Annotated in this window: 12 protein-coding genes; 3 read left to right on the top strand and 9 right to left on the bottom strand. The window is 66.2% G+C overall.

The features are described 5' to 3' along the window. Positions 1–28: 28 nt before the first annotated feature. From K4043_RS14190 to K4043_RS14165, 6 genes are read right to left on the bottom strand one after another with little or no spacing between them, the layout of a single operon-like run. The gene (locus K4043_RS14190) at positions 29–430 is read right to left on the bottom strand and encodes a GtrA family protein (protein WP_265309684.1); all 402 of its coding nucleotides are present in this window, start codon (positions 428–430) and stop codon (positions 29–31) included. Continuing rightward, complete coding sequence (locus K4043_RS14185) at positions 427–1,713, bottom strand: NAD(P)/FAD-dependent oxidoreductase (RefSeq protein WP_265309683.1); 1,287 nt, start codon at positions 1,711–1,713, stop codon at positions 427–429. The genes K4043_RS14190 and K4043_RS14185 overlap by 4 nt, the downstream gene beginning before the upstream one ends. 2 nt (positions 1,714–1,715) lie before the next feature. After that, the gene (locus K4043_RS14180) at positions 1,716–2,663 is read right to left on the bottom strand and encodes an NAD-dependent epimerase/dehydratase family protein (protein WP_265309682.1); all 948 of its coding nucleotides are present in this window, start codon (positions 2,661–2,663) and stop codon (positions 1,716–1,718) included. Positions 2,664–2,671: 8 nt separating this feature from the next. Then, on the bottom strand, positions 2,672–3,409 hold the full coding sequence (locus tag K4043_RS14175) for an SDR family oxidoreductase (RefSeq protein WP_265309681.1): 738 nt from the start codon (positions 3,407–3,409) through the stop codon (positions 2,672–2,674). 2 nt (positions 3,410–3,411) lie between these two features. Then, complete coding sequence (locus K4043_RS14170; protein WP_265309680.1) at positions 3,412–4,719, bottom strand: FAD-binding oxidoreductase; 1,308 nt, start codon at positions 4,717–4,719, stop codon at positions 3,412–3,414. Continuing rightward, entirely contained in the window at positions 4,719–6,152 is a 1,434-nt protein-coding gene (locus tag K4043_RS14165; RefSeq protein WP_265309679.1) for a UbiA family prenyltransferase, read from the bottom strand. The genes K4043_RS14170 and K4043_RS14165 overlap by 1 nt, the downstream gene beginning before the upstream one ends. Positions 6,153–6,337: 185 nt before the next feature. Here K4043_RS14165 and K4043_RS14160 point away from each other — a divergent pair, with 185 nt between their 5' ends. Next, positions 6,338–7,069, top strand: a complete 732-nt coding sequence (locus tag K4043_RS14160) for a CoA transferase subunit A (protein WP_265309678.1) — start codon at positions 6,338–6,340, stop codon at positions 7,067–7,069. A gap of 1 nt (position 7,070) precedes the next feature. Further along, the gene (locus tag K4043_RS14155) at positions 7,071–7,703 is read left to right on the top strand and encodes a CoA transferase subunit B (protein ID WP_265309677.1); all 633 of its coding nucleotides are present in this window, start codon (positions 7,071–7,073) and stop codon (positions 7,701–7,703) included. 48 nt (positions 7,704–7,751) lie between these two features. On the opposite strand, the gene K4043_RS14150 is transcribed toward K4043_RS14155, so the two are convergent. Beyond that, positions 7,752–9,905 carry a glycoside hydrolase family 99-like domain-containing protein gene (locus K4043_RS14150; protein ID WP_265309676.1) on the bottom strand — a complete coding sequence of 718 codons (2,154 nt, stop codon included), beginning with the start codon at positions 9,903–9,905 and terminating at the stop codon, positions 7,752–7,754. Here K4043_RS14150 and K4043_RS14145 point away from each other — a divergent pair. Beyond that, the gene (locus K4043_RS14145; protein ID WP_265309675.1) at positions 9,873–10,463 is read left to right on the top strand and encodes an alpha-ketoglutarate-dependent dioxygenase AlkB; all 591 of its coding nucleotides are present in this window, start codon (positions 9,873–9,875) and stop codon (positions 10,461–10,463) included. The two genes, K4043_RS14150 and K4043_RS14145, sit on opposite strands and share 33 nt — an antisense overlap. On the opposite strand, the gene K4043_RS14140 is transcribed toward K4043_RS14145, so the two are convergent. Both K4043_RS14140 and K4043_RS14135 read right to left on the bottom strand, forming a co-directional pair. Beyond that, on the bottom strand, positions 10,441–11,100 hold the full coding sequence (locus tag K4043_RS14140; RefSeq protein ID WP_123731225.1) for an ABC-type transport auxiliary lipoprotein family protein: 660 nt from the start codon (positions 11,098–11,100) through the stop codon (positions 10,441–10,443). The genes K4043_RS14145 and K4043_RS14140 overlap by 23 nt on opposite strands. Next, positions 11,097–12,023, bottom strand: coding sequence for an MlaD family protein (locus K4043_RS14135; RefSeq protein ID WP_019182569.1), 927 nt, complete (start codon positions 12,021–12,023; stop codon positions 11,097–11,099). Before K4043_RS14135 ends, K4043_RS14140 begins: the two co-directional genes overlap by 4 nt. Between the last annotated feature and the right edge of the window lie 2 nt (positions 12,024–12,025).

Below are 12,025 nucleotides of genomic sequence, written 5' to 3'. Positions count from 1 at the left end.
CGTACCCATGTATGGGAATCGTTTTCACCTAACGGAAGGACAGGAACTTGTGGCCGAAGTAGCTCGAAAACACCGGAACGGCCACGCCCACTGCATGAGCGATCTCCAGCCTGAACTGGTCCACCCCCAGCCACGGCAGCAGGTGGAAGGCCAGCAGGGTAGAGACGATCCAGGTCTGCAGCACGGCGAGCAGGTTTACCAGGGCGAAATAGACCGCCGAATGGTGGAGCGGGCGGGCACTCTCCTTGAACACGAACAGGCGGGCCAGTACGAAGGCCGTCACCATGCCCGTCAGGTAGGCAAGCACGATGGCCGGGGTGAAACCCAGCCAGTGGCTGTAGCCGATCCGGGACAGGACGTTGACCAGCGCAGCCAACCCACCGACCAGCAGGAACAACAGGAACTGTCGCGAGGCCAGCGCCTGGATCATGCCACCACTTCCCTGGCCAGCATCCGGCCGAAGCCGATGCTCTCGGAGATGCCACGGTCTTCGGGGTAATAGTGGGAGGTATCGGCCACCCACAGGCCCTCCACCGGCAGCTTGCGCGGCGGCAGGCGGTCAAGGAAGCCCGGTTCGCAGATGGGCTGGGCGTGTCGGTAACGGCTGGCGCGGATATCGATGAAGTCGTCCTCGACCAGCGTTGGATTGATCTGCATGAGGTAGCGGCGCACCTTGTCGATGAACACCGCATCCGGCTCGGCGTACTTGGGGTGTTCGCCGGGCATGTAGAACGGCACATAGACGATGTGCGCGTCCATCGGCCGCAGGTTGGTGTACTCCACGATGCCGGGGATATCCATGTCCGGGTCGTTGGTGTTGACCCAGAAATTCTCCGACACGCGACGGCGCAGTTTGGCGATCACGCACACCACCGCGATGTTGTTCAGTGCGCGGAACCTGGCAAGGATGTCCTCGGGCAGATCAGGCGCCAGCCGTGGCACGAACGGCAGCGGTATGGTCGACACCACCTTGTCGAAAGCCAAGCGCTCGCCATTGACCTCCAAGCCACGCACCTTGCCCTGCTCGATCACGATGCGCTGGACCGGCGAGGACAGCCGCACCTGTCCACCGTGTTGGACGATGTCGGCATGCAGTCCGGTCAGCAACGTCGACGAGCCACCGTCAAGGTAGCCCAGCTTCTCTCGCATCAGGCTGTATCGCGAGCGACCGATGCGGCGGATACGGCTCCAGATCCACGCCGCCGAGAGGTTGTCGGCGTAGTGGTAGAACTTGTAGTCGAACAGCTTGCGCCACAGCACCTCGTAGGCGTCCGCGCCCACCCAGCGACGGATCCAGCCGCTGGCTTCGACATGGTCCAGGGGGGCCCAGTCCGTGCGCCGGGTACACAGGAAGGCGTGCAGGCCGTAGCGGAACTTGGCCACCAGACCCAGCCCCTTGAAACGCAGGAGGGCGACGGGATTGCCCCAGGCCTGCAGGCGCTTGTTGAACCAGTAGCCCATCCGGGTCTGGGTCCAGTGCATCTTCGAGGCCAGGCCGAGCTCGTCCAGCACGGTCAGGAAGTCCGCATCGGAGGTGCAGTGGAAATGGTAGTAGCGCTCGATCTGGATGCCACCGAAATCGAAGCTGGCGGTCATGCCGCCAACGCGGTCGTCGGCTTCAAAGATGACCGGCTGATGGCCATCGCGGGCCAGCTGGTAGGCCACGGCCAGGCCCATCGGGCCGGCGCCGAGGACGGCGATGCGTTCGCTCACGATCAGAACTCCAGGGTGATGTCGCCGTACTCGGGATCGTTGAAGGTCGCCTGGATCGCCTCAGCGAACGGTGTCGGCTGCACGCCAAAGATGCGCGGCCAGTCGATGATCTCGAACTCGTCGTGCGCGACCAGGGCCTTCAATTGGGCCGCAGTGAACGGCGGGTCGCGGTCGAACAGCGCCCAGGTTTTCAGCAACACGTGGAACAGGCCGTAGGGGATGTGCAGCAGGATCGACCGTGCACCGGTGCTGCGTTTGATCTGCGCGATGATGTCCACATAGTCGACCTTCTCCAGGCCGGTGATGTTGTAGCGCTGGCCGGCCATGCGCGAGCGCAGGCAGCTGGCGATGATGGCGGCGAAATCGCCCGCATACAGCGGCTGGCGCATGAAGCGGCCGTCGCCGGGGATCGGGAAGACCGGTACCTTGCGCATGAAGCGCGACAGCCAGCCCAGGTGCTTGCGATCAAACCAGCCGAACATCAGCGTCGGTCGCAGGATCACCGCGGCGATGCCGCTGCCGGCGACCAACTGCTCCTGCTCGCGCTTGGTACGGGTGTAGTCATCCTCTGCCACCGAGCACACCACGGACGAACTGACATGCACGGTGTAGGGGACGGCATGACGTTGGATCGCGCTGAGGATGTTGTGGGTTGCCGTGATGTTGTTGCGCACGAACGGCAGCGGATCGGTGCCGCCGATCTGTGCCTGCAGCATCACCACCGCATCGGCGCCGACGAAGTGCTCTTCCCATGCGCCGGCGTCGGCCAGGTCGGCCAGCGCGGTCACCAGTGCCGGGTGCATGCGGCGCAGGATGGCAAGGTTCGCCTCGTGCTTATCGATGACCACCAGGTTGCGGTAGCCCTGGCGCAGGAGAATGGCCACCAGATTCTGGCCGACCAGGCCGGCGCCACCGGGAATGACGATCTTCTGGTCAAACACATTGGACATGGCAGTACTCACAGCGAGATCCGGTTGAACACGGCCTGCGGCAACAGGCGGATCACCAGCATGATCAGACGCCAGAAGCCGGGTGCATACAACACCGGTGTCCCGCGCCCGATGCCACCGACGATGCGCTTGGCGACCTGGTCGGGACTCGCCCATAGCGGTCCCTTTCGCAGGTGCGCGGTCATCGGTGTATCCACGAAGCCCGGGCGGATATCCACTACGGCCACGCCGCGTTTGTGCAGTCGCTGGCGCAGGCCGCTGAGGAAGGCACTGGTCGCCGCCTTGGCCGCGCCATAGGCATAGTTGCTCTGGCGTCCCCGGTCGCCCGCCACCGACGTGATCACCGCCAGTGTGCCGGCGCCGGCCTCGTCCAAGCGGTTGGCGATCGGTCCCAGCAGCGCCATGGTGGCGCCCCCGTTGGTGGAGAATTCAGAGAGGAATACCTCCACCGAGGCTTCGCACGCGGCCTGGTCGGGCAGGGTGCCGTGAGCGACCAGCACCACGTCCGGACGCCCCAGTGACGTCCAGGCCTGTTCGATCATGCCGGCGTGCCCGGCCAGGTCATTGATGTCCAGCGCGTACTCGTGGACCTGCGCCGCACCGCGCACGGCAAGATCGGCGCCGATCACTGACAGTCGCGCGGTGTTGCGTGCCACCAGGAACAGCGTCGCACCCCGGGCGGCATAGCGCCGGGCGACCGCTTCGGCGATGGCGGACGTCGCGCCGATCATGAGGATCTTCTGCATGCTTACTCCGTGACCCGGCGCCAGAAGCCGGATGAAAAACGCGGATCGATGAAACGCGAAAATGCCTGCCAGTGCGGATAGGCGTGCTGGAAAGCGTGGGACGACATGCGCGCGTCCTTGGCGGGATACAGGGCGCCGCCGGCGGCATCGACGATCCGGTCCAGGCGGTCCAGCAGCTGAAACACCGCAGGCCCACTGTTGGGGAAATCGAGGGCCAGTGTGGTGCCCGGGCGCGGGAAGGACAGCATGCCGCGCGATGGCGTGTCGCCGAACTGTTTGAGCACGGCCAGGAACGAGCCCTGGCCGCTGCGGGCGATATCCTGCAACAGCGCCGCCACCCCATCAGCCGCGGTGGCCGGTGGCAGCACGCACTGATACTGCAGGAAACCCGCCGGACCGTACATGCGGTTCCAATGGCCGATGCTGTCCAGCGGATGGAAAAACGGTAGCAGGTGCGCTACCGAGCGCTTGCGCCGAGCCGGCTGGCGCCAGTAGTACAAGGCATTGAACGGACGCAGGGTGAGCCGATTGACCAGCGAAATCGGCGGCGTCAGGGGCATTGCCAGCCGACGGCGCGGCGCCGTCGGCCGTTCCTCCGCGCGCTGCGCCGCATGGTCGGCGCGGGTGAAATGGCCCCGCCCCAGGCTGCGCCCGCGTGCCAGGCAGTCGATCCACGCCACCGTGTACTCGTGGGTGAGCGCCGACGCCTCGGACAGCGAGAAGAACTCGGCCAGCGACCCGAAACGGATGTTCTCTACCTCCAGGCTGGTGCCCGGCACGCGGCGCAGCTGCAGTTCGGCCCAGGTCACCAGGCCGGTCAGGCCCAGCCCCCCCACGGTCGCTGCGAACCAGCCCTCGGCGTCGTCGTCGGCGCGGCACACGCGGCGACTGCCATCGCTGCGCAGCAGCTCGAAAGCGACCACGTGATGGCCGAAGTTTCCGCAGCGGTGATGATTCTTGCCGTGCACGTCATTGGCGATCGCACCACCGACCGTGACCTGGGACGTGCCTGGCGTCACCGGCAGGAACCACCCCTGTGGCAGCACCAGCGAGATGATGTCCTCAAGCGTGGCACCGGCTTCGCATTGAAGGCGGCCGGACACCGGATCGAACGCGATGAATCGGTCAAGCCCGCGTGTGCGCAGCAATGTGCCGCCCGGGTTCTGGCAGCTGTCGCCGTAGCTGCGGCCGTTGCCATAGGGCAGCGCGCTGCCGGCGATTTCCGGCAATGCGTGCAGACGATCATGCAGCGAGACATGGGTGTGCTCGGCGCGTGGGTAGCGCCCCCAGGAATCGCCGTCGTCGCGCATCAGATCGCCACCAGCGCGAACAGCGCGCACAGCAGGGCGACCATCTGGCTGGGACGGTCGGTGGCTGCGAACACGATCGGATCATCGTGCATGTCACCACGATGCGCGATCACCCAGGCCCGGCTGACCCAATACAGCAGCACCGGGCAGATGAACCACAGCAGTTTAGGATTGCGGTACAGCTCGATGCTCTCGGGGCTGTTGATATAGAGCGCCATCACCATCACTGCGATGTAACCGGCGGCGGCCCCGAGCGATTGCAGCAAAGGCAGGTCATCCACCCCGTAGCCACGCCCGCTTGCCGTGGTCTTCCCACGAGCCAGCATGGCGTGCAGTTCGGTGTAGCGCTTGAGCAGCGCCAGCGAGAGAAAAATGAACATGCTGAAGGCCAGCAGCCAGAACGACAGTTCGGCATTGATGGCAATCGTGCCGCCAATGATCCGCACCGTATACAGGCCGGCCAGCAGCACCACGTCAAGCATGACGACGCGCTTGAGTCGCAGCGAGTAAGCCAGGGTGGCTGCGTAGTAGATGAGCAGCACAGCGGCGAAGCCCGGGCTGCAGGCCAGCGCCACCAGCAACCCGGCCACGGTCAGCAGCGGGGCGACCACCAGCCCATGCAGCAGCGGCAGCCGGCCGGCCGCAAAGGGGCGCCTGCGCTTGCGCAGATGCTCCCGGTCCGCGCCCAGGTCGAGCAGGTCATTGAGTACGTACACGCCGGAGGCGCACAGACTGAACGCGACGAACGCCAACAGTGACTGCACCACCGCCTGCGGCTCCAGGAAGCGGTGCGCGGTCAGCAGCGGGACGAACACCAGCAGATTCTTGAGCCATTGGTGCAGGCGCAGCGCCTTGACCCAGGCACCTGCACGCGGCGGCGCGGGCCAATGCGCGTGCACAGGGGTGTGCTCCGCAGCAGCGCGGGCCAGACGGTCGTCATTGTTGACGACCCAGGCACCGGCGGCCTGCCGCCACACGGCCAGGTCGACCTTGCCGTTCCCGACGTAATCGAAGCCGCGTTCGCCGAATGCGTCGACCAGCGCCTTCGCCTTCCGCGTCCCGGAAAGATTGTGCTCGCCATCGCTGGCCATGACGCGTTCGAACAGGCCCAGGTGCGCGGCGATGGGCGCGACCAGCAGGGCATCGGAGGCCGTGCACAGCACCCGTGGTCGCTGTGTCGTAGTGCGTAGCAGGTCCAGCACCTGGGGGTTGTAAGGCAGGTGTTCCGGCGCCAGCGTGACCCGCGCGGCGATCTGGCGCTTCAGGGCGGCTTTGCCCTGCATCAGCCAGAACGGCAGCAGGAACAGGTACAGGGGCTGCCGCGCCAGCAGGGCCAGCAGCGACTCATACAGGATGTCCGAGTCCAGCAACGTACCGTCCAGATCCACGCACAGCGCGAGGTCCGGTGCGTCGGCAACGGGGGAGGAAGGCATCAGGGACATGAGCAGGGCAGGAGAACGTGCATGGGGGAATTGTAGCTGCCCCGCCAGGCCGAGCCGTGTGCGGCGCTGGCTAAGGTGCTCCATGCTCTGTCGGCGGGGTGCTTTGCTGCGGTGCAGCCGAGCCAACGCCAGACCTCCCGGTAGAATGGGCGTTTGTTCATCAGCAGGGCGCAACCATGGAAAACACCAGTGCCGCCAAGCGGCGTGGAAAGCAATACGCCAGCGCAGCCGAGGCGCTGCAGGGCGCTGTCGCCGATGGTCAGACCCTGGCGGTCGGCGGGTTCGGCCTGTGCGGTATCCCCGAGGCACTGATCGCCGCGCTGCGCGATACCGGCGCCAAGGATCTGACCGTGATCTCCAACAATGCGGGCGTCGATGGCTTTGGCCTTGGCCAGCTGCTGACCACCCGCCAGATCCGGAAAATGATCTCGTCCTACGTGGGCGAGAACAAGGAATTCGAACGCCAGTACCTGGCCGGTGAGCTCGAACTGGAGTTCAACCCGCAGGGCACCCTGGCCGAGCGGCTGCGCGCCGGCGGCGCGGGCATCCCGGCATTTTTCACTGCCACCGGCTACGGCACGGTGGTGGCCGAGGGCAAGGAGACCCGCGAGTTCGACGGCAAGCACTACGTGATGGAGACTGCGCTGCGCGCGGACATTGCACTGGTCAAGGCCTGGAAGGCCGACGAGGCCGGCAATCTGGTATTCCGCAAGACCGCGCGCAACTTCAACCCGGCGTGTGCGATGGCCGGCAAGCTGTGCATCGTGGAAGTGGAAGAGGTGGTGCCGGTGGGCAGCATCGATCCAGATCAGGTGCATCTGCCGGGCATCTATGTGCACCGCATCGTGCACAACCCGCATCCCGAGAAGCGTATCGAACAGCGAACCGTGCGCCAGGAGGCGAACTGAGATGGCCTGGACCCGCGATGAAATGGCACAACGCGCCGCGCGCGAACTGACCGACGGCGCTTACGTGAACCTGGGTATCGGCCTGCCGACCTTGGTCGCCAACCACATTCCCGACGGTGTGGATGTCTGGCTGCAGTCCGAAAATGGCCTGCTCGGCATCGGCCCGTTCCCGACCGAGGCAGAGGTCGACGCAGACCTGATCAATGCTGGCAAGCAGACGGTGACCGCGCGTGCGGGTGCCAGCTACTTCGGCAGCCACGATAGCTTCGCGATGATCCGCGGCGGCCACATCAACCTGGCCATCCTCGGCGCGATGCAGGTGACCGACAAAGGCGACCTGGCCAACTGGATGGTGCCCGGCAAGATGGTCAAGGGCATGGGTGGGGCGATGGATCTGGTCGCCGGCGTGCAGCGCGTGGTGGTGCTGATGGAGCACACTGCCAAGAGCGGCGAGCACAAGATTCTGCCCGAGTGCAATCTGCCTCTGACCGGTGTGGGCGTGGTCGATCGCATCATCACCGAGCTCGCCGTGTTCGATGTCACTGACAAGGGTTTGGTGCTGGTCGAGTCTGCCCCGGGCGTGGGTATCGATGAGCTGAAGGCAAAGACCGGCGTGGTGTTCCACGGCGTGTAACCCAGTGGGCGATCCTGGCAATCAGCCAGGATCGCCCTGCCCGGTGGACTAGCTCTGCGGGGCCAAGCAGGTGAACCCCGCATCGGCCACCACCTCGGGCAGCATGACCTCCAGAACCTGGGCGAACATGGCGGGGAATCCTGCCGGAACAGTCTGCAGCTCGCTCGGCAGGAGATGCGCGTCCAGGATCGGCCGCAAGGCCTGCAGCCTGATCCAGTAATGCATTGGCGCAGGGGGACGCGCCCGGCTGGGAGGCGTAGCTGTGATCCCAAGGCGTGCGCGGACGCGCGACCATTCAATGGCTTCCGCGGGTGATTGCGTGGCATCGCTCGTGCCGATCCACACCATGCCGAGAGAGGTATCGCTGGCGAGTGCAGCCAAAGCGCGCTCGGTCGCAGACCCTGACAAAGCGGTGAGCGTACTCTGCAGTGCGCCGTCCTGCGCCGATATTTCCTTGTCCAACTGCAGCCGGAGCACCGAGGCGCGCTGCTGCCCAGGCAGGCGATCCACGATCTGCAGGAACGACACCAGTGGCACCGCGTCCGAAACCACCAGTTCGATTCTCCCCTGTGGCTGCTTTCCAGCGAGGAGAGACGCCAAGGCCGGGCTTGCTGCCCGCGTGGTGACGACGAAGATCCGCCGGATGCTCAGGCTCTCGCCCAACTGCTCCAATGCGCTTGAAAGCCGAGCTGGGTTGGTCGTCTCAATTACTGCATAGGCCTCGGTTGCAACAGGCGCTTGCGGCTCTCTCAATGCGCGCCGTGTTGCATCGAGATACGCGTGCCCCAACCGCGCATCCGGCTCCAGCACCGCACCCTCGGCCCATTCGTTCCAGGCATTGATGAAGACCAGCCGCTGGTTGGCCGGCACCGGTGCCAAGCGCCGGTGGATCGTCGCAGACAACCAGTCGCCATAGCCGCGCGGTGAGGCATGCAGATAGACGCGCCCTTTGCCGGAGCGGCGCGCTTCGTTATCCCAGCCCGGATTGACCCCGGGGTAAAGCGTGTAGGGCGGCAGCGGTCGCGCGGCGATCTCTGCGGCCAGCTCGCGCCAGTCGCGCACATCACCTTCAAAATCCGGGTTGATCAGATACTGGTCGGCGGTGAGCGAGCGTGGGTTGCTCATGTTCGGCGGGAACTCGACAGCCGCGTCGAATCCGATGTCGCGCGGATCGGGGCGTTCAAAGCCCTGTACATACGCCAGGTGGATCTCACCGATGCCGTTGTCCAGGCACCACTGGCGCCAGCGCTGGGCGGTGGCGCGTGCATCGGGTAGCAGGTGCGGACGATAGACCAGCAGCATGGGCTTACCGTCGACCTTCAATGCACGGCGGTCACGGAGGTAGTCGGCGACGTGGGCGATGAAGGCCAGGTCATCTTCGGCGCTGTGCTGCTGCCCGATCAGGATGTCTTCGTCGCGGCCGTCCCAGCGCCGGGCCCAGTTCTCGTTGGCCCAGCACAGGCAGAACGGGAGGTCGATGCTGTCGTCGGCCAGCCACTGGCGCAGCGGGTCTTCCATCAACGTGGTGCCGCTGAACCAGTAGTAGTAGAAGCAGAACGCGCCGATGCCGTATTCGCTGGCCAGCTGCGCCTGGTCGCGCATGATCTGCGGGTTGCGCAGATCATAGAACCCCAGGTCAGCAGGCAGGCGCGGCTGGAGGTGGCCCTCGAACTGGGGCAGGGCGCGGGTGACATTGCGCCATTCGGTGAAGCCCTTGCCCCACCACGCATCGTTTTCGGCGAACGGATGGAACTGCGGCAGGTAGAACGCCACGAGTGTGGCGGGCAGCTGCGCGGGCAAGGCCTCCACCCGATGCGGTACGTGGCCGATCGCAGCCTCATCGGCGCGCTGCAGCGGACGACGGGCGGTAGCGGCCGCAGCGGCGATGCGGCCGCGGGGCGGTGGCGGGACCCAGTCGCCGTGGTCGCGCAGGAAGCGTGCGCGAAGCCGATCACGCTGACCATCGGACAGCGGCAGTACCCGGAATCCGGCGCGCAGCGCGACGAAGACCGCTTGGCGCAGCCTGGCCTTGATCGTGCTCACGCGCGACGGACCTCGATCGAGGGGAAAACAACAGCAGGCATGCAGGCTCCAGCGGTACAACGGGTTGGTCGCCATTCTCGGGGTTTGCCTGCGCACGGGCAAATCCCCGCGTGCTAGCGTCACCCCATGGATCTCCACCTCCCCGACGCCCAGGTGCACTGGCACCGCCACTGGCTCTCCCGTGACGCCGCCGACACCCTCCAGCGCACGCTCCGCGACGACGTCCCATGGGAGGTGCACAAGATCCGCATGTTCGGCCGCCAGGTCGATTCCCCGCGCCTGAGCTGCTGGATGGGCGACCCGGCCGCGCGCTACCGCTATTCCGGTACCGAGTTCGTGCCGCAGCCCTGGCATCCGGCGCTGCTGCCGCTGCGCGATCAGCTGGCGACCTTCTGTGGCCGCGCATTCAACAGCGTGCTGCTCAACCGCTACCGCGATGGCGATGATGGGATGGGCTGGCACAGCGACAACGAGCCCGAACTGGGGCCGGCCCCGGTGATCGCGTCACTGAGTCTGGGCGCGGCGCGGCGGTTCCTGCTGCGGCGTCGGGACGACCATGCGAAGAAGGCCGAGGTACTGCTGGACCATGGCGATCTGCTGGTGATGGGCGGGCAGACCCAGCGCCTTTACCAGCATTCCCTGCCCAAGAGCGCCCGGCCGCTGGCCGAGCGCCTCAATCTCACGTTCCGCTGGATCAACGCACCCGGGCAGGGGTAACCGCGCTGCGGGCGTGATCCTGCTCGCCGGTCACCAGCGTCCAGCCCACCACGTTCGTGGTCAGCGTCTGCAGCCCCTGTTCCAGCGCGGTGGTGACCTGGGCGACCTCGGTGCTGCCGACCGGGTTTTCCTGGCGGAAGGTGCGGTCGGCGACCACGCGCTGGTCGATCACGTGAATCAGCTTGGCGTTGACCTCGATCAGCGCGGTCGGCGTGGCCTGGCCGCGGTAGTCGGCTTCGAAGCGACGCACGTCCATCGCCAGTTTGTAGTCGGCGCGGATGCCGGTGGTGACGCGGGCGACGCCGTTGATACGGCCCGAGTCCTCGAAGCCGCGCACCAGCGCGTCGTCGAGCATGTCGGTGGCCGGCTGGGCCCAGCTCACGCCCTTGTAGACCTCCAGTTCGGAGGGGGTCGGGCGCACGTTGATGCGCGGGCTGTCGACCACGCGCGCGGCGCTGGGCTTGACCAGTACCAGCTGCCAGTCGACGGTCGGCCAGCTCGGGTCAGCCTGGATGCGGACCACGGGCGAATAGATGGTCACTGCGCTGCGTTCGTTGCTGCCCAGCAGCGAGCAGCCGCCAAGCGCGGCGATCAGGGCGATCGGCAGCAGGGGCCGGAAGAAGGTCGGGCGGCTCATTTGGGTTCGAACTCCTTGGGTGCGTCACGGCCGAGCAGGTAGCGTGCCGGGTTGTTGTCCAGGCGGTCGCTGACCCGGCGCAGGTCGCGGATCAGGCCGCGCAGCTCGGTCAGGGTCGGGCCGAGCTGGGCCAGGCCATCGTTGGCGAAGCTGTTGATCGCGGCGCGGTTCTCGCCAAGGATCGAGTCGGCGTTGCCGGCGGCCGAGTCCAGCTTGCTCAGCGTGGTCTCCAGCTTGTCCAGGATTGGCGGCAGCTGCTGCACCAGGTTCTTGTCCAGGCGCTGGATGGTGCCGTTGGTGCTCTTCAGGGTGACATCCAGGCTGCGCGCGGCATCGCGCGCGCTGAGCAGCAGCGCCTGGGTGCCCTGGTCACGGTCGGCCAGGCCGCCGCTGATGGTTTCCAGATTTGCCAGGGTCGCGTTGATGCTGGCCACGTTGCGGTCGCTGAGCACCTGGTCCATGCGCTCGACGATGCGGTTGGCAACATCGGTGATGTTCTGCAGCGCCGACGGGGTGGTCGGGATGATCGGGGCCGGGTCCTTGTTGACCGCGGTCAGCGCGGGGGATTGGGGCGTACCACCGCTGAGCTGGATGATCGACGGACCGGTCAGGCTGGTGATCGCCAGCTTGGCGCGGGTGTCGGTCTTGACCGGGGTGTTGGAGTTCAGGCGGATCCGCGCGACGACCTGGCGCGGATCGTCCGGCACCAGGTTCAACTCGGTGATCGAGCCGACCGCGATGCCGTTGTATTGCACCGGGCTGCCCACCGACAGGCCGGTGACGGCCTCGCGGAAGACTACGCGGTACTCGGTCCAGGTGCGGTCGGAGGAGTACTTGGCGGCCCACAGGCCGAAGGCCAGCAGCGCCAGGCCCACTATCAGGGTGAAGGCGCCGATCAGGACGTAATTGGCTTTGGTTTCCATGG

The organism is Stenotrophomonas sp. SRS1 (assembly GCF_026130205.1).
Lineage (GTDB): Bacteria > Pseudomonadota > Gammaproteobacteria > Xanthomonadales > Xanthomonadaceae > Stenotrophomonas > Stenotrophomonas rhizophila_B.
The sequence above is the reverse complement of the archived record's forward strand: the minus strand, read 5'-3'. Positions and strand labels throughout refer to the sequence as shown.